Origin of the sequence: Fredinandcohnia quinoae, from assembly GCF_022427965.1 — a bacterium.
GTDB classification, from domain to species: Bacteria; Bacillota; Bacilli; order Bacillales; family Bacillaceae_L; genus Ferdinandcohnia; species Ferdinandcohnia quinoae.
On sequence record NZ_JAKTTI010000006.1, the window covers coordinates 42,428 to 64,895 of the forward strand.

At 34.0% G+C, this 22,468-nt stretch carries 27 protein-coding genes; 5 read left to right on the forward strand and 22 right to left on the reverse strand.

Annotation, left to right across the window (positions count from 1 at the left end; translation table 11 throughout):
* Positions 1-82: 82 nt before the first annotated feature.
* The 7 genes from comGG to comGA are packed head-to-tail and all read right to left on the reverse strand — an operon-like array spanning position 83 to position 4,077.
* Positions 83-472, reverse strand: a complete 390-nt coding sequence (gene comGG / locus MJG50_RS06205) for a competence type IV pilus minor pilin ComGG (RefSeq protein WP_240253713.1) — start codon at positions 470-472, stop codon at positions 83-85.
* Positions 462-905, reverse strand: a complete 444-nt coding sequence (comGF, locus tag MJG50_RS06210; RefSeq protein ID WP_240253715.1) for a competence type IV pilus minor pilin ComGF — start codon at positions 903-905, stop codon at positions 462-464. Before comGF ends, comGG begins: the two co-directional genes overlap by 11 nt.
* A complete protein-coding gene (locus tag MJG50_RS06215) occupies positions 902-1,246 on the reverse strand; it encodes a type II secretion system protein (RefSeq protein WP_240253717.1) in 345 nt (114 codons plus the stop codon). Before MJG50_RS06215 ends, comGF begins: the two co-directional genes overlap by 4 nt.
* Positions 1,230-1,670 (reverse strand): competence type IV pilus minor pilin ComGD, encoded by a 441-nt coding sequence (gene comGD, locus MJG50_RS06220; RefSeq protein ID WP_240253719.1) that lies wholly within the window; start codon positions 1,668-1,670, stop codon positions 1,230-1,232. Before comGD ends, MJG50_RS06215 begins: the two co-directional genes overlap by 17 nt.
* Entirely contained in the window at positions 1,660-1,968 is a 309-nt protein-coding gene (gene comGC / locus MJG50_RS06225) for a competence type IV pilus major pilin ComGC (RefSeq protein WP_240253721.1), read from the reverse strand. Before comGC ends, comGD begins: the two co-directional genes overlap by 11 nt.
* A 14-nt stretch (positions 1,969-1,982) precedes the next feature.
* Positions 1,983-3,023 carry a competence type IV pilus assembly protein ComGB gene (gene comGB, locus MJG50_RS06230; protein WP_240253729.1) on the reverse strand — a complete coding sequence of 347 codons (1,041 nt, stop codon included), beginning with the start codon at positions 3,021-3,023 and terminating at the stop codon, positions 1,983-1,985.
* Positions 3,004-4,077 (reverse strand): competence type IV pilus ATPase ComGA, encoded by a 1,074-nt coding sequence (gene comGA, locus MJG50_RS06235; protein WP_240253731.1) that lies wholly within the window; start codon positions 4,075-4,077, stop codon positions 3,004-3,006. Before comGA ends, comGB begins: the two co-directional genes overlap by 20 nt.
* Positions 4,078-4,270: 193 nt before the next feature.
* Here comGA and MJG50_RS06240 point away from each other — a divergent pair, with 193 nt between their 5' ends.
* Both MJG50_RS06240 and MJG50_RS06245 read left to right on the forward strand, forming a co-directional pair.
* On the forward strand, positions 4,271-4,972 hold the full coding sequence (locus tag MJG50_RS06240; RefSeq protein ID WP_240253734.1) for a helix-turn-helix transcriptional regulator: 702 nt from the start codon (positions 4,271-4,273) through the stop codon (positions 4,970-4,972).
* A gap of 74 nt (positions 4,973-5,046) precedes the next feature.
* Positions 5,047-5,289 carry a DUF2626 domain-containing protein gene (locus tag MJG50_RS06245; RefSeq protein ID WP_240253742.1) on the forward strand — a complete coding sequence of 81 codons (243 nt, stop codon included), beginning with the start codon at positions 5,047-5,049 and terminating at the stop codon, positions 5,287-5,289.
* 235 nt (positions 5,290-5,524) lie between these two features.
* Here the strand turns inward: MJG50_RS06245 and MJG50_RS06250 are convergent, their stop codons facing one another.
* Positions 5,525-6,631 carry a class I SAM-dependent methyltransferase gene (locus MJG50_RS06250; protein ID WP_240253748.1) on the reverse strand — a complete coding sequence of 369 codons (1,107 nt, stop codon included), beginning with the start codon at positions 6,629-6,631 and terminating at the stop codon, positions 5,525-5,527.
* A 149-nt stretch (positions 6,632-6,780) separates the two neighbouring features.
* Positions 6,781-7,416, reverse strand: a complete 636-nt coding sequence (locus MJG50_RS06255; protein ID WP_240253912.1) for an MBL fold metallo-hydrolase — start codon at positions 7,414-7,416, stop codon at positions 6,781-6,783.
* A 249-nt stretch (positions 7,417-7,665) separates the two neighbouring features.
* Between MJG50_RS06255 and MJG50_RS06260 the strand changes: the two genes are divergently transcribed.
* Positions 7,666-7,839, forward strand: a complete 174-nt coding sequence (locus tag MJG50_RS06260; RefSeq protein ID WP_240253749.1) for a DUF2759 domain-containing protein — start codon at positions 7,666-7,668, stop codon at positions 7,837-7,839.
* A gap of 78 nt (positions 7,840-7,917) precedes the next feature.
* Here MJG50_RS06260 and MJG50_RS06265 read toward each other — a convergent pair whose 3' ends face one another.
* The 10 genes from MJG50_RS06265 to rpmG form a co-directional block, all read right to left on the reverse strand.
* On the reverse strand, positions 7,918-9,045 hold the full coding sequence (locus tag MJG50_RS06265) for a YqgU-like beta propeller domain-containing protein (protein WP_240253750.1): 1,128 nt from the start codon (positions 9,043-9,045) through the stop codon (positions 7,918-7,920).
* A gap of 276 nt (positions 9,046-9,321) precedes the next feature.
* Positions 9,322-10,515: a M14 family metallopeptidase gene (locus tag MJG50_RS06270; protein WP_240253751.1), complete on the reverse strand. Its 1,194-nt coding sequence runs from the start codon at positions 10,513-10,515 to the stop codon at positions 9,322-9,324.
* A gap of 271 nt (positions 10,516-10,786) precedes the next feature.
* A complete protein-coding gene (locus tag MJG50_RS06275; RefSeq protein ID WP_240253752.1) occupies positions 10,787-12,682 on the reverse strand; it encodes an LTA synthase family protein in 1,896 nt (631 codons plus the stop codon).
* Between the two features lie 326 nt (positions 12,683-13,008).
* Positions 13,009-13,977 (reverse strand): ROK family glucokinase, encoded by a 969-nt coding sequence (locus MJG50_RS06280; protein ID WP_240253754.1) that lies wholly within the window; start codon positions 13,975-13,977, stop codon positions 13,009-13,011.
* A 28-nt stretch (positions 13,978-14,005) separates the two neighbouring features.
* Positions 14,006-14,215 carry a YqgQ family protein gene (locus MJG50_RS06285; RefSeq protein ID WP_345893212.1) on the reverse strand — a complete coding sequence of 70 codons (210 nt, stop codon included), beginning with the start codon at positions 14,213-14,215 and terminating at the stop codon, positions 14,006-14,008.
* 24 nt (positions 14,216-14,239) lie between these two features.
* Entirely contained in the window at positions 14,240-15,790 is a 1,551-nt protein-coding gene (locus MJG50_RS06290; protein WP_240253756.1) for a rhomboid family intramembrane serine protease, read from the reverse strand.
* A 152-nt stretch (positions 15,791-15,942) separates the two neighbouring features.
* Entirely contained in the window at positions 15,943-16,122 is a 180-nt protein-coding gene (locus tag MJG50_RS06295) for a hypothetical protein (RefSeq protein ID WP_240253758.1), read from the reverse strand.
* Between the two features lie 50 nt (positions 16,123-16,172).
* Positions 16,173-16,961 carry a DUF92 domain-containing protein gene (locus MJG50_RS06300; protein WP_240253760.1) on the reverse strand — a complete coding sequence of 263 codons (789 nt, stop codon included), beginning with the start codon at positions 16,959-16,961 and terminating at the stop codon, positions 16,173-16,175.
* Positions 16,954-17,523 carry a 5-formyltetrahydrofolate cyclo-ligase gene (locus tag MJG50_RS06305; RefSeq protein ID WP_240253761.1) on the reverse strand — a complete coding sequence of 190 codons (570 nt, stop codon included), beginning with the start codon at positions 17,521-17,523 and terminating at the stop codon, positions 16,954-16,956. Before MJG50_RS06305 ends, MJG50_RS06300 begins: the two co-directional genes overlap by 8 nt.
* 52 nt (positions 17,524-17,575) lie before the next feature.
* The gene (rpmG, locus tag MJG50_RS06310) at positions 17,576-17,725 is read right to left on the reverse strand and encodes a 50S ribosomal protein L33 (RefSeq protein WP_057998762.1); all 150 of its coding nucleotides are present in this window, start codon (positions 17,723-17,725) and stop codon (positions 17,576-17,578) included.
* 180 nt (positions 17,726-17,905) lie between these two features.
* Here rpmG and MJG50_RS06315 point away from each other — a divergent pair, with 180 nt between their 5' ends.
* Both MJG50_RS06315 and MJG50_RS06320 read left to right on the forward strand, forming a co-directional pair.
* Positions 17,906-18,148 (forward strand): hypothetical protein, encoded by a 243-nt coding sequence (locus MJG50_RS06315; protein WP_240253763.1) that lies wholly within the window; start codon positions 17,906-17,908, stop codon positions 18,146-18,148.
* A gap of 190 nt (positions 18,149-18,338) precedes the next feature.
* Positions 18,339-20,099: a methyl-accepting chemotaxis protein gene (locus tag MJG50_RS06320; protein WP_240253764.1), complete on the forward strand. Its 1,761-nt coding sequence runs from the start codon at positions 18,339-18,341 to the stop codon at positions 20,097-20,099.
* A gap of 83 nt (positions 20,100-20,182) precedes the next feature.
* Here MJG50_RS06320 and phoU read toward each other — a convergent pair whose 3' ends face one another.
* The 3 genes from phoU to pstB (MJG50_RS06335) are packed head-to-tail and all read right to left on the reverse strand — an operon-like array spanning position 20,183 to position 22,450.
* The gene (phoU, locus tag MJG50_RS06325; RefSeq protein ID WP_240253767.1) at positions 20,183-20,842 is read right to left on the reverse strand and encodes a phosphate signaling complex protein PhoU; all 660 of its coding nucleotides are present in this window, start codon (positions 20,840-20,842) and stop codon (positions 20,183-20,185) included.
* A gap of 15 nt (positions 20,843-20,857) precedes the next feature.
* Positions 20,858-21,595, reverse strand: coding sequence for a phosphate ABC transporter ATP-binding protein PstB (pstB, locus tag MJG50_RS06330; RefSeq protein WP_240253915.1), 738 nt, complete (start codon positions 21,593-21,595; stop codon positions 20,858-20,860).
* Positions 21,596-21,643: 48 nt separating this feature from the next.
* On the reverse strand, positions 21,644-22,450 hold the full coding sequence (gene pstB / locus MJG50_RS06335; RefSeq protein ID WP_240253769.1) for a phosphate ABC transporter ATP-binding protein PstB: 807 nt from the start codon (positions 22,448-22,450) through the stop codon (positions 21,644-21,646).
* Between the last annotated feature and the right edge of the window lie 18 nt (positions 22,451-22,468).

Consider the following 22,468-nt stretch of genomic DNA (forward strand, 5'->3'; position numbering starts at 1 on the left):
TGAATTTATTCTATTATGTATATTCGGAAATTTAAGTTCAAATGGGAAAGCACCTCCCTCAGAAGGTGCTTTCTCCTCTTTTCTAATGATATTCATTCCATTTGGTAATTTTCTTTTCCACACCATCGTACTCAAACTGAGCTCTGTACCTTCGTGAATTTTTTGTACTACAAATAATCATAACTTCCAAGGTTGTTTCAGATAGTGTAACTGCATTATATGAGACTGTTCCATTTGGATATTGAAATTCATTACTAATCGGATTACGCAGCTCATTAAGTCCACCAAGCTCTAACTGGACATCACCAACTCCCAATTGCATAAGATTTTCTAATACCATTAATTCCTCTGTTTCCTTGTAAAATCCCTTCTCAGTCAAATATATATTCACTTGAAACGTGAAAATAAGAAAAAATAGGAATGAAATAATGATTGTAACTGGTAAAATAAAACCTTTTTCATTATTCAACATAATTTACCTCTATCTGCTTGAATGATGAGATATTTGTTTCAAAACGATCGCCATCATTCGACATTACCGAAATGATAATCGTATTATTTTTGCTATGAAAGGTAACACTATTTATTTTTTGAAGCAATAATTCGTGACCAGCACCATCTACTCTCCTTCTAATTTTATCCCCATACTTTTCATAAAGAATTGTTTGCCCACCATGATTAGTAAATGTAACTGAATGATTGTTTTTATTAATTTTAACCTCGTTCGTTTCTCGTATTTCCATCTTGACCTGTTGAATAAAGACCTCCCATTCAAGCTTATTAAATTGTACATTTGTATTTTTCGAAATGACGTGAAGGAATGGGGATATGAACGATAGGATGACAAGTAAAACAGAAAAGGTTAAAAGCATTTCAATAAAGGTAAAGCCTTTATCCGATTTCATTTTCCAGCATATCCACACCTTTCAACAATGCGATTTCGTTTATCCGTCCAGGATACACAAACTTCCCATTTCTGAATATTTTCATTCAATTCCCTCATTAGCACGTAGCTATAATTTTCTTTCACAATAACCTCTTCTCCCACTTCAAACCAAGTATCTTGAAAAGCTTGAGCTAATTCTTCACTAAGGATTTTATTTCCGGTATTCATAATTTCAATATTTTTCCGTTCAATTAAAATAACCGTTAGCTTCGGTAAAAATACCGTACAGAGTAGTAGCCAAATCGTAAGTGCGATTAACATCTCGAGCAATGTGAAACCTTTTTTACATTTTAGCAACATAAAAACGCCCCTTTCCTAATAAAAAAGTAATTTTATAAATGGCATCTTTATATTTCACCCGAATTGTACCCGATTTCCGGATGTTCCCATTGGCATTAAAAGTTAAAGTCGTTCCAAGAGTTGCGTAATCAATTTGAATCGATTCATCATACTCACGATCTAGAATAATTACGTTTCTCTTGCCACTCCTAATGTGATAGTTATGGTCATTTTCATTAAAAATAACATTCACTTGCTCACTATGACTAATCGCATATTGCTGACTGTAGAATATATCATCTTGAAGCTGCTCAAGGAAAAAATCAATTTTTCTGGAATCATGAAGTGGTTTTAACTGAAGTATCACAATCGATGTAATGATCGTTAAGATTGAAAGTACGAGGAGGGATTCAATTAATGTAAAGCCTTTTTCATTATGGTTCATTCTTAGTAACTGTTACAGCCCCATTATTAATTGTAACGGTATCTCCATTCGGACATTTTGCATCTTCTGCTTTTAAATACTTTCCGTCAAATAAATCTGTAATAGATGTAGGAAATTTTCCTGTTTCAATTTCATATGCTTGAGCCTGAGCTTCAACCATTTTCACATAAGCCTCACAGCCTTTATTATTTATTACAGAATTATGCTTCGTTACATTTGGTATAGTGATTAAAAGTAGTATCGAGATCACCAGCAATACGATCATCATTTCTATTAGCGTGAAACCCTTTTGTCCCATATGAATCTTCCTTTCTATATTCCATTTATTAATTGAAACATCGGGACCATAATTGCTGCATACATTAGCATAATAATGATTCCGATCATCGAAAATAATAGTGGTTGAACAACTGTCAGTAATTTAGTAACCTTTTCCTCGATTTGCTGTAGAATAAATTGGCTATAATGATGTAGCTCTTTGGCAACATTACCATTTGATTGGCCATGTGAAATAACCATTGCAAGGTCTTTCTCGTAAAAGTCCCGTGTTTGAATGATTAAGTCAAATCGTTCTCCCGCAAGTAATAATCGTTTCATTTCTTTTGCCTCTTCCTTAAAAAACTGCGAATGATTTTGTTGTTCAAACATTGATAAGGATTGATAAATTGATAGTCCGCCCTTTAAGAGGTTACTTAATTGAACAGAAAAAAAGTGTGAATTTAATAAGATTGTCAATCCTTTAATGATTGGGATTTTCAATATCATTTTCATTTTTGCTCCAGAGGTTAATCTCCTGAAGTAAATGAGATAAAATAATAAACCACTGACAAAAAGAAATAAAATGATTAATAGGAAAGAATGATTGAGCGATGAGAGGTTAAACAAAAGTTCTGTGAGTATATTTTCTTGATAATTCATCGAGGAATATAAGCTTTGAAACTGTGGTAATAATATTTTTTCAATCATCATAAACATAAATCCAACAAAGACGAGTAAAAAAACTGGATATCTAACAATTTTTTTGAACTTTTCGGTATGTTGTAGTTTTTTTTGAAGCATTGAGCTGCCTTCAATTAGTGCAAATGAAATATCACCATGTTTTTCTGCAAAATATAAATAACCAAGGATATCTTTGTGAAAACCAATCGCTCCAAAAATATCATATAGTGAATCACCCTGTTTGCATTTCTCTAATACAAGTTCCACATCCTCCTGACATTTTTTCCGAAGCTGAATACTTAAGAACTGACTTGCTTGTACAAATGTATAGCCTTGATTCAGAAGTTCACCTAGCCGTTTTAAAAAAATTGTCTGTTCCTTAATTGTCCATTTATTACTCCTTGTCTTTTTCATCGACCACCCATCTCTCTAATGCATCGGGATATAGGTACCCTAATGCAATACCTTTTTTAATAATATCCTTTAATTTTTTATAAGGATATTTTGCGTTTTCACCTTTCGCTTCTCTCATTACATCTGTAAGTGCACGTCCATTCAAAAGCTCGTATACTCCGGTTCTTCTTGCATGCCGATACTTTTTACATATTGGAGAACATTTACCTTCACAATATGGACATTTAATATCAATTAAACGTTGTGCGGCAATTGCAATAAGGGTTTGCTCAATTTCCTGTATTGAGACATCGAACTCGAGAAGTCGATAAATGGCTCCCTTAGCATCTCTGGTGTGCATCGTTGTTAAAACCAAATGGCCCGTTAGTGCGGCTCTCACTGCAATTTGTGCAGTTTCAGCATCCCTGATTTCCCCTACCATGATAATATCTGGGTCATGCCGAAGTATAGCCTTTAATCCATGGGCATACGTTATTCCAGCCTTTTCATTCACTTGTACTTGTAAGACATCTTCACTTCTTTTTTCAATCGGATCCTCTAACGTAATAATATTTCGGTTGAATAGCTTCTTAGTCGCATGAAGTAATGAATACAATGTAGTTGTTTTTCCTGATCCAGTTGGTCCAGTGAGAATAATTAATCCGTGTGAATGTTTTAAAAGTGAGAGCATCTTTTTTGTTGTATTTGGAAATAACGAAAGATTGGAAAGCGGAAAATGTGTACTTTCTGGAAGTATGCGGATTACTAAGCTTTCATCGTAGGGTGTAGGTAGGGTAGATAAGCGAAGATTGATCGCTATATCCTTTATGACGATGGTTATAGCACCATTTTGGGGTCTTCTCCTTTCTCCAATGTCCATTCCTGCAAGGAATTTATAATGGGAGATTAGGCGTTCGCAGACATCTTTTGCAATTGTCTGCTTGTCAAACAAATCACTATCAAGCCGAAATTGAATCGCAGCATCACTGAGTCTAGGAATAAAATGAATATCAGAAGCATTCATTGCCCATGCTTCCTCGATCAAACGATCACCCAGCTGTTCAATAACACTCAAAAGCTTCACTCCTTTATTCTATTTTTTCTTGCCCTTTCTTAATTCTACAAGAACTTACAAAATCCTTCTTTATTTTTAAAATATTTTTTTTATTTAAAAGATGTGAACATTTTCCAACAAATAAGGTTTACAAGTTAAATACAATGATTGGGTATATTATAATAAGGTATTATAGGGTCTAGGAGTGAAGAGGATGGAGCAGACTTTAAAAATTACAAATGTATTATCAGATCCAACCCGCTATTATATTTATCAATATATTATTAAAAGAAAAGAAGATGTAACAGTTCAGGAAATTGCTGATTCCTTCGATATCCATCCCAATGTGGCAAGGCTTCATTTAACTAAGCTTGAGGATGTTAATATGCTGGTTTCTGAAACAAAGAAAACAGGGAAAGGAGGAAGACCAAGTAGATTATACAAATTATCAGATGATCTAATTCAACTTAACTTTCCATTTCGCGATTATCAATTGCTAGCAAAAATTACAATTGAAACAATGGCCTCACTTGGGGAAATTGGAAGAAAAGCACTAGAAGAAACAGGAAAAAAGTTTGGAGAAGAACTAATTAGGCACCATCTGCCTGCTTCAGCTAATTCTGTACATGACTTAACTTTCGAGCAAAAATTAGATATTTTAAAAGCAGCTTCGACACTTGCAGGATTTTATCCAGAGTTAAGCTTTAATCAGGATAAAACAAAAGTATTTCTTGAAATAAATAACTGTCCATTTAAAGAAATTGCAAAAGAAAACTTTGAGGCTGTTTGTGGAATGCATTATTCATTTCTAAACGGAATGTTTGACTTGCTTTTTGATGATGTCGAATTACAAGAAGCTGATAACATGATGCTTGGTTGTGAATCGTGCAGATATAAAGCTTTTGTTGCAAAGTAATGTTTACTTTTAGGTAAATGTTACATTATAATAAGTAATGATGTTTACTTAGTGTTATAAAGGGGGGAATACATATGGATCGTATGTACCGTGTTTTAGGATTTTGGACTGGTATTTTTTCTGTAATGTTTTACCTAGGCGGTATGAATGTTGTTGCGTTGATGTTCTTCGCACAAACAGGATTCTTCGTTCTTTTAAGTTACTTAAAATTGTCTGAAAAAATGTATATTTACATTTTTGGCGCTTACTTAACTATTTTCTTCTGTGCCTTCTCTTATTGGACAACATTTATGATGACCCCAGGTGCAGGCCACTAAAAAAAGCGATGGAATCCCATCGCTTTTTTATTTTATGAGATTTCTCCAATCTACCTAAGTAGTTCGATTCAGAAGTAGAAAAATAAAAATTTTTATAGTTCACCCGAGCTGATAAATAGTCGGAGAAATTCCGCCTATCGACTAATTTATTCAAAAGTAGGTGTTTTCCAAGAGAATCTCTTTTTTCTCTATAATTTTACAGTCTAAAAGTATGTGATTTAACTTGATGTTGCCCTCAAGAATTTGGCCAATCTATCTGAATTGCTTTTTGCTGGATGACCACGTGAAAGGCTGAACTCATTCCTCCATCCATAATCATTGACCGTATTGCACGATTTTGCTTACTAGTCTCCGAAAATGGATTAGTATCAAAATGATCTTGGAGATAGGTAAGGATTCCGGCCTTCAATAAAAATTCATCCTGTCTCATCTTATTGACGAATACAAGGCCTCTTTTCTCACCGTATTGAACCAAACTACCAAAATGAATATGAGTAGTTAGATCCATTTTCCCAGGGTTTAAAAGTGGATTATCGATTAATTGATGCTGATAATATCCCCTTAGGCTCCCCCTACGATGTGCTGGTTCCTCCCATTCCTCTTTTATGTATCCGTAATCCACAGTAAAAATCACACCACTTTTCAAAAAGTGATTCATTTCATCTATATATTGAAGCATCGCCAAAGGTATTTCATAGCGTTGACCATTTGTTAGTTGAACATCATATTCTTTTATATACGAACTAATTTCCTCAGCAATTAATGGGGAAAAAGTTTCTATAAGTTGATTTTCCTCATTAGTCGTTATTTTCACTTCAAATAAATCATCATCCACTTTTTCAACTACCCTAACAGGAAATGCATCAAATAATTCATTTGAAAATATAATTCCGCTAAAACCAGGATAATCAACTTTTGCCTCTGCTAAGCTACTATATTGCAAAACCTTCTTACCAATAGGTAGTATCTCTTGTTGCAGGCTCCTATGATAAGGACTGGTTTCGATTATAAGATAGGTTACTTTGTCATATGCATCTTGGGAAATCTCCTTTAATTGTTCTAAAACAGCATTTGCAAAGCGGCCATTTCCACCACCAATTTCACATATGTATGGAGGAATACCTTCCTCATTTATTAATTTCATAAATATAGATGCAAAAAGCGTACCGAAAACATTCGAAATATTGCTGCTCGTTAAAAAATCCCCACGGGTTCCAATTTTCTCTTTTTCACTCATATAATAGCCCTTTTGAGGGTTATATAAGACAATATTCATGAATTGCTCATATGTAATTTCATTATGATCAGAACGTTTAATAAAATCCCTTAATAATTGTAACATCGTCTCACCTTTATCATTTTACACTATTGACATAGTGGTAACTTTATTATACTGTATCATTAGTAGCTTAAAAGAAATCCCTCCCATTATACAATGTAATATCCCTAAAAAGCCCGGCTCCTTGAGTGGGGTTTTTTATTACTTCTTGGTTAAAATCCATGTAAAAACGGGTTTTGATCCATTTCAGCCTCAATTGTAGTCTCTGGTCCATGTCCTGATAAGACAATTGTATCCTCTGCTAGTGTTAATAATTTTTTATGGATGCTTGATAATAATTGTTCACTATTTCCACCTGGTAGGTCTGTACGACCAATACTCCCTGCAAATAATGCGTCCCCTGAAAAGACTGCACCTATATCCTTACAATAATAGGACACACTGCCTGGTGAATGTCCTGGTGTATTAAAAAGTGAGAAATTGAAAGAACCAACAGTAATTTCACCCTCTTCTTTTAGAAGATGTGTTGCTTCCTTCACAGAAATCTCATGGCCTGGCATAAAATAGAGTGAGCCATTTAATGCTGGATCTTTAAGCCACATTTTTTCATTCTCATGAATGTATACAGGAATATCCCAAATGACTCGAACACCATCAAGTGCTCCAATGTGATCGAAATGAGCATGTGTTAATAAAATTGCAATCGGTTTTAAATGTTGTTGCTTAATAATTGAAAGTAATTTTTGTGCATCTCCACCCGGATCAAAAATGATACAATCCTTATTTGAATTTGATAGTATGTATGCATTTGTTTGTAATGGACCTAACGGGATTCTTTGCCATTTCATGTTCATTAATTATCTCCACTCCTTTACTTAATTGTACACTATTACGTGTAATCAAAAAAGAATCTATCAATTGTCCAAGAAGTGTCACTTTTATACCTCGACAAACAGATGTAAAACGATTAAAATATAGAGTGAATATATATGTATCATTACATAATAAATAGTTGTATATTTTCTTTATATGGGGAAAATATGATAAGATTACTTCAACAAAATAGTCTTTGAAAATGATGCAAGGGGGTAAGATACATGGGACTAATGGTAATATTTGCTCTAGTAGTAATTGTAGCTGCATTTGGGGTAGTACGTTCCTTACGTAGTAAAAACCTTCTCGGTTTATTATTTGCATTAGGAACTGTAGTTGTATTTGGATGGTTCACTTTTATGACACTTTTTAAAGATGGATTCCCAACAGCGCACTAAAACGAAAGGCGCTGGAGCTGGACAAATAGAAAAGCACACGCGCAAAAAAAGCCATCGGATCTCTTCCGATGGCTTTTATCATTTAATGAGTGGAATAATTTTCTTCTCTCTTATATCAATAATATTTTCAAAACGGTAACCATATAAAGCGAGATAGCCATCTGGCGAAAAACTTATTGGCTCATCGTTCACCTTTTCCAAAATAACTTCCTCTTTCCCAGAAGACATACTCTTCGACACTAACTCATACTTTTCTGAATACGTATCAAACGAACCTGTTGAATAGGGCCTAAAAGTAAAATACATTTGTTGACTAGGGACATATTCATTAAATGGGATATTCCATTTTGAATAATCCGTTAATAACGGAAGCCTCATTTCCTGCAATTTCTTTTTTGAATCAGTATGATAAAAACGATAGATTCCAAAAGATTCATGCTCCATATCAACTTCTATTGTAACCATTAGTTGATTGAAGGTTGAAAATGAGATGATATTTTCAAATAGTGGTCCTTCTGTTTTTGTTTTTAGATCATATGTAAACAAAGGAGCAAAGAAGTCCAGCTCATTAGGGTTCCATTTTAAATAAGAAATATGGCTGTGATCGATCCATTGAATAAAGGGCTGTGGTACATTATACTTCTCCATTGTACCGTTCTGAATATCGACTAAATTTGTTTGAAAAGACCAATCTTCTAAAAAGGAAGTCACAAATACTTGATTATTTTGATATGGATTCCAACTATATATAATATCTGTGGATGCTATTTTCTTTTCAAATCTTCTATTCCCATCTTTATCTACAATGATAATTTCTGCGACATTGCTTGAGTTTGATGTATGTAGAAAAAATAAGGAATGATCTTCATTTGCCTTCATTGTAATGACAGGAGCAGATGTTGTGATAAATAAATTCTTTTCGCCAGTATAAATATTATATCGGTAAATGTCTGAACCACCCTCACCACGGTCACTGACATACAATATACTTTCATTGTCAAACCATTCACCAACTGTATTGAAAGCTTCACCGCTCATGTCTAGGGTTTTTATCGGCCGATTATCTCCCAGAAATTCTATTGGTACTGGGCTTTTAGTCACATCCTTACCACTACTCATAGGTACATCACTTGATTCATACAGCTGATGAGAATCACAGCCTGTCAAAAAAAAGAACACGCTAAGTATGATTATTAAACCTCTCATCAACTCTCTCACCTCTTTAATAGATACTACGATTATGCAACTAAAAAAGTTTCATTACAATAAATAATTATAGTGTGTGTTCAAAAAGGAGGATAAAAAGGACCGAGAAGTTCGAGGCGGCGTAGCTTTGAGCAGCGGAACGTATGTAGTGAATACGTGAGCAGCGGAAAAGCAAGCCAACGAAGAAATTCGATGTGTCATTTTTACCGGACTTTTTGAACATCCTCTAATAGAAAAAAGCCGACAAGCGCGGCTATTTATATATAGTTAAAACTATTACATGTAAATTCCAGCCAGTAATATTCCTAAGCTTTCTTGATATATTTCATTAAATTGAGTTAGTGGAAGTGGATTTACACCTTCTCCAAGTTCAATAGTAAAACCAGGCTGCTGCCATTCCTGGATAAACCAATCTTTATACCCTGCATGACTATCCACATACCGGACAGCTTTATAACCGCTTACCCGTGAAAATTCATTCACAATAAGCTGTGAATTAGGTGGTTCAAGACCCTCATAGCCCCAATATATTTCCTCGCCTTGTGTATGAAAAGCTAATACACGTGTAAATTTTCTCTCCTTTGTTAACTTGACCATCGCATTAACCTCTGGTTCGGTTAACGGCGCATCACCAGGGTAATCTCTCGGGGAAGGGCTCTTTGGTAGCTTCCTTTCCTTTTCAATTTCCCACTTTGCAGGAAATTGGTTATTTAAATCAACACCTCGAATATTTGCTTTCCAGTTTTGAAAATGTAAGCTACCTTCGTTTATTTCAACAACCTTACTCTTATGCGGCTCGTGCTCTGGGGGTCCATTTAAAACCAAATCAACACCATCTGGATTAACCATTGGAACAATTGACAACATTGTATCAAAATAAAACGGTTGAATAGACATACCTCTAATCGGAGACATATTGGTTAAGGCTAATAAGTAATCATTAAGAAACTTCATAATCACATTTGTCGTGATCCATTCATTTGCGTGGAAAGACCCATTTATATGAACAACTTTGGCTCCACTGCCAATTTGTATTTCTGGAATATTGTTCCCCAATACACTATTTCCGATAACCTCGCAGCGAATAAACGGATAAATAGCATGGAGTTTTTTTATATCATCCATCATCATCTGATAATCATAAGGTCGATTAGCATTAACGATTGGAGAGATAATACGAGTAGGTATATTAATGATTTCATCAACAGCTAAATGCTCAGGGTCAACATCCGGATTCATTAGTGATAAGCCATCTGGCAGGATTGCTATTGATTTTGCAAGTTTCCAAAATGTATCGCCAAATTTAACCTTATATTCCATCATTTCAAATCCTGGTATCTCTATTTCTATACCAATTTGTAAATTTGTTGGATCTAATGACTTGTTTGAATCCAGTATTAGCTGTAGTGGGACTTTAAATAACTGACTATAATACCAAAATGAATCACCATTTCGTATAAGCACCTTCATTTTCCATCCTCCTTCAAGCCTTCAAGTTTCCTGATAATACCATATGAATCCAGATCACAAATCATTCTATTGAGGATATTCAAAAAGTCCGGTAAAAATGACACATCGAATTTCTTCGTTAGCTTGCTTTTCCGCTGCTCACGTATTAACTACATACGTTCCGCTGCTCAAAGCTGCGCCGCCTCGAACTTCTCGGTCCTTTTTATCCTCCTTTTTGAACACGCACTCATACTAAAAAGCTTTGACCCCATCAAAAGAGTCAAAGCTTTATTTATTTGCTTTCTCTGTCACCAGATTGTTCTTCATATGATGTTCCGTTATAAAAACGAAGCAAATCACCGTAAACAATTTCATCAGAGAAATCTAATTCCGTATTAACCTTTTCTACAAAAGGTTCACAATAGTTTTCTTCTGTTTCCAGTCCAGTTGCTTTGTCATAGCAAGTATTTGAGGTATACACATATTTGTCTGTTATGAAACTGCCATCTCTTAAAATAGTAAGCTCTAAATCATCTTCAGAAAATGCATCAGAACCAAAATGAACATCATTCGAAGTATCTACACCTAGTAAACTTAAAATCGTCGGCTTCAGATCTATTTGACCTGTAACCTTAGAGATTACCTGTGGATCTTTATCAGTGACACCAGGGATATGAATAATGAACGGTACTTTCTGTAATTGAACAGAATCAAATGGTGTAATCTCATCTTTCCCTAAGAACTGGCTCATTGCTTTATTATGGTTTTCAGAAATTCCATAATGATCCCCGTAAAGAACGAAGATCGTGTTTTCATACATACCTTCTTCTTTTAGACGATTAATGAACGTTTTGATTGCCTCATCCATGTAACGTACTGTTGGAAAATATCGATTTAAGGTACGACTTTTTGATGTGTACTCATTTACCATTTTATCCTCTTCCGCAAGTTCAAATGGGAAATGATTAGTTAATGTAATAAATTTTGAATAGTAAGGTTCAGGTTGAGTTTTTAAAAGGTCTATCGATTGTTCGAAAAACTCTTTGTCCTTTAATCCCCATCCTATTGAATTCTCCTCATTTACTTCATAACTCTCAACATCGAAAAACTTGTCATAACCTAATGAATTGTACATAATATCTCGATTCCAGAAGCTTTTATTATTTGAATGGAAAACAGATGAAAAATAGCCATTTTCCTTTATTATTTCTGGAGTTGCAGTATATTCATTTGAAGCATGGGTAAAGAATACAGCCCCTCTTCCAAGTGGATATAATGAATTTTCTAATAAAAATTCGGAATCAGACGTTTTTCCTTGACCAGTCTGGTGATAAAAATTGTCAAAATAGTAACTTTCCTTAATAAACTGATTCAAGAAAGGTGTAATCTCTTCTCCATCAATTTTCTCATTGATTACGAAATTTTGAAGTGATTCCATTGAAATAATTACAACATTTTTACCTTTTGCAATTCCAAATTTATCACTCGGCTCCTTATTATTTGCATTCAAGTAGTTCTCAATTTCTACAAATGAACTACTATCTGCCAAAGCTCTCTGTGCTGACGATTTGGATTGAAGGACAATATCATATATTTGATAATTATACGTACCAATATTTTTAACTAATAGTTCACGGTCAAATGTGCGGGTTAATAATTCAGGTCGTTCTGCTTCTGCTAATCCAAGATTAAAAAAGAATACAGCTGCTACAAGAACGAAATAAGCCCTTCTTTCCCTTTTTGAAATATCCCTCGCAATGGTAAATGACGGTTTATACTTATTGACGAGAAAAAGGATTAATACATCAATGAAGAGAAGTGGATCTGTCATTTCTAAATTACCAGTAATACTCGTTCCGAGATCAGACATATTACTTGTCTGAAATAACACCGGTAAAGTTAGAAAGTCGGTAAAGAACCGATAAAATACTACATTGGCATACAAAACAATTGAAGAAATCAAGCTTGCAATAATGATAAACATGTTTCTTCGTTTTTCTTTAATAAATAAGGATAATCCAAAAAATAACAAAAGAAAACTTAATGGATTTATGAACAGGATAAATTCTTGCATCACCGATTCAATCTTAATATCAAAGCTAGTTTTATAGACAATATATGTTTTTATCCACAATAAGACTGTTGCTAAAAACAAAAATCTAGATTTTGTTAAAGATGATTTAATCATCTCATTTACCTCCTTGTTTTCAAGACCAGCGGAGTAATTAATTCCATTATTAGGCAAATCACTGGGATAGCTAAACAATATCTTAATACTTTTTTTACATAAAATCAATCGTAATTAAAACCTATTTTTATAGAATAGTATGGATATACTTACCTTTTCCAATATACTCATATTAGACGTATGAAAGACACGAAAGTTTCATAGATATTAAAAGTAGTAATAATATGAATTTTCTGAACGAAATAAAAAGAGAGATTTCAACCCTTGAAATCTCTCTTTCTTACTACTAATGTCTTATTGAAAAGATACTACTTTTGTCCACATTTTCATAACGTTGGAATTTTTGTTTTTGCTAAGTATGCTCCACCAATTACACCTGCATCATTTCCTAATGTAGCAATATTAATTTCCGCTGTGTCTCTAACTCTCGGAAAGGTATATCGTGAAAACTGATCCTTCAATGGCTTTAACAACCCTTCTCCCGCCTTCGATACTCCTCCACCAATAACAATTTTTTCTGGATTAAGACTATTTGCAACATTTGCAATAGCTAGACCTAAATGGAATGTCACCTCATCAATTACTTCATTAGCTAGCTTATCCCCTGCATTTGCTGCATCAAAAACTGCTTTTGCTGATATTTCTCCAGTACTTTCAAATTCATCACGCAATATACTGCTTTGAGTAGTTGATTTGACTGCCTCAGTTGCAAGTCTTACAATACCAGTTGCTGATGCCACTGTTTCAAGACAACCTGTTCTTCCACATCCACACGGAGCACCACCTTCTGGGATAGAAGTCATATGTCCAATTTCACCGCCTGCACCATTTGTCCCTCGGATCACTTCACCATTCGAAATTAATCCGCCACCAACACCTGTTCCAAGGGTAACACAAATTACATCAAGTGCTCCCTCCCCTGCACCTTTCCACATTTCACCTATTGCTGCTATATTTGCATCATTATCTATTACAGTCTTTAGACCTGTTTTTTCTTCAAGCTCGTCCCTTAAAGGATAGTCTTTCCATCCTAAATTCGATGTTTCGTATACGATTCCATCAGTAAAATTAATTGGACCTGGTGCACCCATTCCAATTCCAATAAATTGATCTTTTGTTAGGTTTGATTCGTTCATTTTTTCTAGTAAAGAGTTCGCAATATCTGTGATAATTGTTTTACCTGTTTTATCAGTAGGAATTTCCCACTTCTTAATAATTTCACCTTGCTGAGTTATAAATGCCATTTTTATCGTCGTTCCACCCAAATCAATTCCAATCAGTTGTTTCTCGTTCATTCCCCTTCACCTATCCTTTATCTTTTTATTAATTTTTAGTCCTCTTTTCCATTTCCTTTACTATCTCTTGCCTTAGCAGAAATAAAGCCATTTGATGGTCCTTTTGTTCTATTAATTGCGAGTTGTATAGTTCATTCATCTCGTCTTCCATTAATTGTAGATCTGCAAGACGGTCGCCTATATATATAATCGTTCCATACTTTTTCAGAAACTGCATAACATCATATATGGTTTTCACACATTCACCCTCTATTTATTACATTTAATCTGTAGATCCGATAACTTCCTCTAATTCTTTTATTAATTTTTTATAGCTTTCATTATCTGGATTAGCACTGGCAGCATTTTCAGCAGATTCCTTTGCACTTTTATAATCCTGTAATTGAATATAAACTAACGCAAGATTATAATGCGCCTCAGATAATGTTGGTTCTTCATTTGTGACAATTATTAAATGCTCCTTCGCCTGTTCGAACTTTCCAAGCTTGATTTCTGCAACCGACAAGTAAAAATAAAGCTCTGCTGAAGGTTCACCCTCATCTACAATATTATGTAGCAATTGATACGCCTCTTCAAAGTTATTTGCTTCTACTTCCTTCTGAGCCTTTTTTAACACAAATTGAGGATTATTTGACTGGGGTTGAATTTCATACCCGATATAAAACATGCTAAGCAATAATGTGACAGTAACAATTAATCCAACCGCTCGTTTTACATATTGTTGATGATTCGGTAATTGTATAATACTTGTTGCTAAGAACCCTCCGATTAATCCACCAATATGTCCGGCATTATCAATGCCTGGTACAACAAAGCCAAAGATGAGATTAAAAATTATAACTCCAATTACATTTGCCCCCATCGTTCTAAAAAATAATGAGGGGTATGTCATTCCGAAAAATAATAGTGCACCAAAACAGCCAAAAATAGCCCCAGATGCTCCTGCAGATAATGCTGGACTAAATACAAAGCTTGCTAGACTTCCTGAGAATCCAGCGAATATGTATATCAATAGAAATCTAGGCTTCCCAAATATTCGTTCGATTGCAGTTCCTAAATAGTAAAGGGCGACTGTGTTCATTAACAAATGAAAAAAGCCTATATGTAAAAACATCGGAGAAAAGAATCGCCACCATTCCCCATCTAAGATGAGCAGATTTTCCTTGGCACCATACTTAATTAATGTGTTTGTGCTCGTGCTGCCACCATTTAACTCTAAAATACCAAACATAATAACCTGTATGGCGATTAAAAGATATGTAAAAAAAGGTTTTCCATTCTGAAAAAGTTTTTGGTCGGCTTTTGCCCGTTGATTTGCGATTGTTATCGTTTCTCGTTTTAATATTTCAATTTTTGCTTCGTCAATAAGTGATCCATCATCTTCAATTTCTAGCAAGATCTGAACCTTTTCTGCAAACAAAGCTAGTCCTTGCTCTTCATCCTCTGAAGTTATTACAATTGATTGTAGTGATGTTTGCTGCTTTTTCCCCGTTTGAAGTGGGTTTTCAACTCGAAAATGCCAGTCATCTACTGGTGAATATGTTGAGATATAAATATTTAACGCTTCAATTTTCCGAAGAAAAAGTTTTTGCCTTAATTTTTCAACTTTTGCGGCAGTAATTTCCATATCCCTTTGCATCCAGTTACTCCAATCCAGATCATAACGGAGAAGTCGGATAATTCTCGGTTTATTCTTTTGTGTAGATTCCAACCATATTTCATTATTGCTCTGGGATATTTGTAGGATTCGGTAATCACCATTTACTAATAAACTATGGATCATCTTCCAATATGTAAAATCTTGCTTAAACAATTTTTCTCCCCCTCAAATAGAGAGTCATCTAACTTCAAACACTTCTTTATATTATTGTATTATAAACTTCATTGTTTTGGTAATGCTACTTGAAAATTTCTGAAAGAGCAAAAGAGAAACCTGTTGAACAATTCAACAGGCCACAAAATAGTTTAACGAAAAGCTTGGTGTATCATTCGATTTCTAATATACGGGACTTTCATTGAAGTTGTTATGAATAGCTTGCGAATCATTGCATTTCCAAATACTCGATTAAAAATTCGGTATCGATAACGATATAACGCATAAATTCCAGCAACGAGAAGAGTAATACGAGTTAATACACTTAACATTTAAATCCCTCCTACATATACTGTTTGATTTTTTATTTATTTTTATCCCACTATATAGAATTAAAAAGGACAAAAGCTAATAGTGAAGCGAGGAAAATTGATAAAAAATTAACAACATCATTATTAAAAAAAGAAATTCCTTTTAGATAAGTTGTTTTCTTCCCACAATGTGAAATTTTTTCTGTTTCAATTCCACAGTTTGTACATTTATATAATACTTGTACATATCCACCAAGCACCGTATCAATTATATTTCCAATAAATCCAATCAATGATAAAATTACCAATGAATAAAAATGAATCCCATCCCATAAAAAATAGGAGAACGATGCAATAACAACAGCTCCTGCAAAACCCGCAATTGTCCCTAAAATAGAAATAGCTCCAGATGTACCAGCTTCTACCCTTTTTAGCTTTGACACCAAAATTGGCTTTCGTTTACTTAGGGTTCCAATCTCAGAAGCCCACGTATCAGCACAAGCAGCTGCGATAGACCCAATAAAAACGTATATCCATACATTTGATTGCGTAACTGTATATAATATCCCTGCAATAGCTGCAACTCCACCATTTGCAAAGACTTGAATAAAATCCCGTTGGTCCCCTTTTGCGACCTTATTTTCTACCGCTTGCTTTTGTTTTTTCTTATATTTACTCCACATACTCGAACTTACAAAGAATACACCTAATATGATAAGTCCTTTGTAGCCAAATCCAATTGATACAAGGGTACCGACAATCATAGTTGCGATACTACCTGAAATAGTAAGCGATTTTTGTTTCCAACCTGCAATAGCAACTATAATATTTACGATGATTAGAGTAAGTATGTTATTCATTGCAATTAATCATTTGCTCATTTGTAATTATTTTTTGAACAGGCAAATCAAAAGTTTCAATTGGTAAGGAATCAATTATTTGAATATCAAAGGCTAGGGAAATGGTATTCCCTTCATAGGTTGTTAAAAAGCGATCATAATATCCACCGCCATGGCCCAGACGGTATCCTTCCTTTGTAAAACGAAGTCCTGGAACAATTAGTAAATCAATATCTCCCTGGTCAACTTCTTTTGTTTGATCTTCAATCGGTTCTTTTAATCCATAGAAGACCACCTCCAATTGAGAAAAAGATGTTATTTCGCGAAAAACAAGCTTTTTTGTCGAAGGTATGCATTTGGGGACAACAACTCTACGATTTGCTTTCCACGCCATTTTAATTAATTCTTCCGTATTTACTTCATGCTTTCCAGAAATAGTGATACCAATTGTCTTAGCATGATTCCATTCAGGTAAAGTAATAATCTTTTCAGTTATACTTTTTGACCAGATTTTTAAAAAGGAATCATCGATTAACTGCAAATGTTCTTTCATTTCTTTTCGTAATACTTTCTTGGTTTCCAAATCACTTCCCCCTTTTTTATAAAAAAAACAGCAGGAAATTGCTTCCCTACTGTTACTTTGTTTCGCGATGTAATGTTACCTTTTTAAGTCTTGGGCTATATTTTTTAACTTCAAGACGGTCAGGGTTATTACGCTTATTTTTAGTTGTAATATAGTTACGATCACCAGTTTCAGTACAAGCTAAAGTGATTTTAACACGCATGTTGATTTCCCTCCAAACATTAAAGCTTTAATCAGACTTACCTATCATACCATTTTAAAAAAGGAATTTCTAGTACTATTTTTAGACAAAATTGACTTTCTCATACAAAGTTCGCATTGTTTCTTATATAATTGTACGATACTATTTAATAGTGAGGAAGAATAATGAGGTGAATATAGTATGGAATATGCAATTATTGGTTTACTTTCTATAGCAATTATATTGTTAATCATTTCTTTTTTTGGTCGGGATAAGGTGAAGGTTTTAGAAGAACAAGTAGATCAATTAACCTTAACTGTAATGCAAGAATCATACGTTCTTAAGAAAAAGCTAAAGGTTCTCGAAGAAGAACTTCTAATGAATGATACGAGCTTTGAAATTACTCCTACCACTTCTAACATAACAAAATCGAATAGTGATTGAAGTGACCGACTACTACTTACTAAGAGTGTAAAATCTTTATGGTTTACACTCTTTTTGTATAAGAAAAATCAATTGTAAATGTGGTGTAAAAGATTTGTTAAGAATGTCGAATATCTATAGAAAATGACTACATTTAAATAGATAATGGTGAGGAAATACTTACCATCATGATAAATGTAGGAGGAGTAGCATGTTTAGAAATCGTGTAGGAAATATGAAAGACACAAATCTAAACCGAAAGAGATTCCGATTTTCAAAATGGGAAGACATTCCCCTGGTTAAGAAATTATTTATTACTTTTTCAATTACAATAGGCTGTTTTATTCTTTCTACAGGTATAGTTGCCATCTACTCATACCTTGTTCTTACTGATATTGAAACTGTTAAAACGAGGGGGGATCAAGCGGTTCAGACGACCGAAATTGGATCACTTATACAGGCTAAGGATATTAGAATCGCTGATTACATCACCTTTTTACAAGATAAAGATGTGAAGGAATACAGAAAAATTCGAAATAAATTAAATTTATCAATTGACAAAATTGAGCAAGAAATGACATCAAAGGAATTAATACAAAGAATCACCAAGCTCAAACAAAATAATGATAAAATTGATGATATATTTATTGGTACTATTACTCCAGCAGTTGTACGTATGGATGAACAAATCTATACAGATGCACGAAAGGAAATTTCTGAACTAAGAGAAAAAAACGTGACAATATTAGATCAAATAAGAAATGATGTGAATAAAGAAAGTTACATAGCAGTTAATACTGCACAAGAAAAAATGATTAGCTTAATCGTAATTCTTGTATTGGGAATCCTTCTTTCATCAATTATAAGTGGATTTATTTTATATTTCGTAACTCGTTCGATTAACCGAAATTTAAACGATGTTGTAAATCTTGCAACATCGATAGCTGAAGGAAATCTAATTTCAAATGAACTTACATATAGTGGAGTAGATGAAATTGGTCAATTAACAAAAATAATGAATCATATGCGTAACAGTCTTTATCATATTGTTACAAGCGTCCATAACGTTTCGGAAAATGTCTCCCAACAAAGTGAGCTTGTTCGATATTCTATTAAAGAACTAGAGCAAGGAAGTGAGCAAATTACATCAATGATGGATCAGCTTTCTTCAGGAGCTGAAGAACAAGCTGAAGTATCAAATGATATATGCCAAACTCTTGATGAATTCACTGAGAAAATTGCTCAAGCAGCCAAAAAAGGAGATGAGTTACATAAATCATCTCAATATGTATTAGAAGTTACAAACAAAGGATATTCATCTATGAGTGAATCGATTAATGAAATGGAAGAAATATACATTAAGATTAAAAAGGCATTTGAAAGAGTAAAAGAACTTGAGTCAAAATCAAAGGATATTACAAAGTTAATTGAAGTTATCAAGGCTATCGCTACTCAAACAAATTTACTAGCCTTAAATGCTGCGATTGAAGCAGCAAGGGCTGGTGAATCTGGAAAAGGATTCTCTGTCGTAGCCGATGAGGTTCGAAAGCTTGCTAATGAATCTGAAGCATCTATAAAAGAAATAACAAATATTGTTGTCGGGATTCAACAGGAAGCAAAGGAAGTCTCACAAAACTTAAGAGAAGGATACAAACAAGTAGCAATCGGTACAAAGAAAGTAGAAGGCACCGGAAAAAACTTCGCTGTTATAAAACATGAAATAGAGCTGATTACGAATACAATAGAAAATATTTCTATTATTATCAACACAATTAATGCAAATGGAACCCAAATTAACGAATCAATTAATGATATATCTGGAACCACACAAACATTTACATTTGGGGCTCTTCAATCGGTTTCTAGTGTACAAGAGCAACACGCAGAACTTGAAAAGGTCTCAAATAATGTTGATAGAATGGTAGACAATACTACTGAATTATCAAATTTAATTAAGCATTTCGTAATATAAAAAGAAACGGTTCTGTGATCATAAAGTAAATCATAGAACCGTTTCTTATTTAAGTAAAAGTAAATAACCAATCTAAAGATTGGTTATTGGTTTAAATCATAACGTTTTCCGGTAACTTGATAAATAATGTTTTCCGTTATATTGGTAATATGATCACCAATACGTTCTACATATCTACATATGAAAGCAAGCTGTGTGATTTGCTGAATGGATTCCGGTTTTCTTGTCATCAGTTCCATAAGCTCAGATATTAACTTGCCATACATTTCATCAACCACATCATCTGTGTCTGCTACTTTTTTTGCAAGTGCTACATCTTTATTATAAAAGGCATCTATTGACTTCGATAGCATATCCTGAACAACATCAGCCATTTTCGGTATTTCTTCAATAGGCTTAACTAGGTTCTCTGCTCCAATATGGATGGTTGATTTTGCAATATTTACAGCTAGGTCGCCAATGCGTTCCACATCTGAAGAGATTTTTAAGGCAACAATAATTTTTCGCAAATCTGTCGCAACAGGTGCTTGTTTTGCTATCATTAATATTGCCTTTTCATTAATTTCACTTTCCATTTTGTTTAAAACACCGTCATTTTTTATAATCTGATTTGCTCTCTCAATATTTTGATCTTTTAATGAAGCGATTGCTTCAGTTATAGCTTGCTTTGATGCCTCTACCATGTCCAACAGCATTGTTTTTAAATGGTCTAAATCATTATCAAACTCTTTTCTAGTATTCATGAGAATCCCCCTCAATTATCCGAATCTACCAGTAATGTAATCCTCAGTGCGTTTATCAAAAGGAGTCGAAAATATTTTTGCTGTCGAATCTATTTCCACTAATTCTCCCATTAAGAAGAATGCAGTTTTATCTGATACCCTTGCAGCTTGTTGCATATTGTGAGTTACTACTACAATTGTATATTGTTTTTTCAACTCCAATATTAGCTCCTCGATTTTTAATGTGGAAATGGGATCTAATGCTGATGTTGGTTCATCCATCAAAAGTACATCTGGCTTAGTTGCCAATGCACGTGCAATACAAAGACGTTGTTGCTGTCCACCCGAAAGTCCTAGAGCAGGTCCATTAAGACGGTCCTTCACTTCATCCCAAAGTGCTACATCTTTTAACGTCTTTTCAACTATTTCTTCTAAATCAGCTTTCTTGCGTATTCCATGAATTCTTGGTCCATAAGCAACGTTATCATAGATTGACTGTGGAAATGGGTTCCCTTTTTGAAATACCATCCCAATTTTTTTCCGAAGCTCGACTAAGTCCACTTTTGAATTAAGAATATTTACACCATTATAATTAATTTCTCCAGACATTTTTACATCAGGTACCATTTTAATCATTAAGTTTAAGGTTTTAATAAATGTTGACTTTCCGCATCCTGATGGACCAATTATTGCCGTTACTTCATGATTATTAATCTGAAAATCGATACTTTTTAGTGCGCGATGTTCTCCATACCATAAATTAAAATCCTTCATATCAAAAACTATTTCTGTTGAAATTGAAACAGTCACAAGTAATCCCCCTTATCCAAATCTCCCCGAAATATATTCCTCTGTTTTCTTTTCATTTGGGTTTGTGAAGATTTTTTCTGTTATATCGTACTCAACTAGGTCACCATTGAGAAAAAATGCTGTCCTATCGGAAATTCGTGAAGCTTGATGCATGTTATGTGTAACGATAACGATTGAATACTCATGCTTCAAATCTAATATCAATTCTTCAATTTTTGCATTTGAAATAGGATCGAGTGCGGAACATGGTTCATCAAGTAATAAAACACTTGGCTTCATTGCTAAGGTGCGCGCAATGCAAAGCCTCTGCTGCTGTCCACCTGATAAAGATAGAGCAGATTTATGCAACCGATCTTTTACTTCATCCCATAAGGCTGCTTTTCGTAAACTACTTTCTACAATTTCGTCAAGAACACTTTTATTCCTTATACCAGAGAAACGAATGGCATGTGTTATATTGTTATAAATTGATTTTGGGAATGGGTTTGGTTTTTGGAAAACCATACCAATTTCTTTTCGAAGTGCTACCACATTGATATTTGAATCTAAAATATTTATATCCTCATAGAGGATTTCCCCTTCACTTCTTGAAATCGGAATAAGATCATTCATTCGATTAACACTACGCAAAAATGTTGATTTTCCACAACCGGACGGACCAATTAATGCAGTAACATCATTCTTAGCTATTTCAAAAGAGATATTTTTAACGGCTTGATTGCTTCCATAGTAAATACTTAAGTTCTTTACATTCAGAATGTTTTCTTGATTAACTTTCACTTCTATGACCGATCGATCAACTAAGCTTAAAGCACTCATCTATGATCTCCTCCTTTG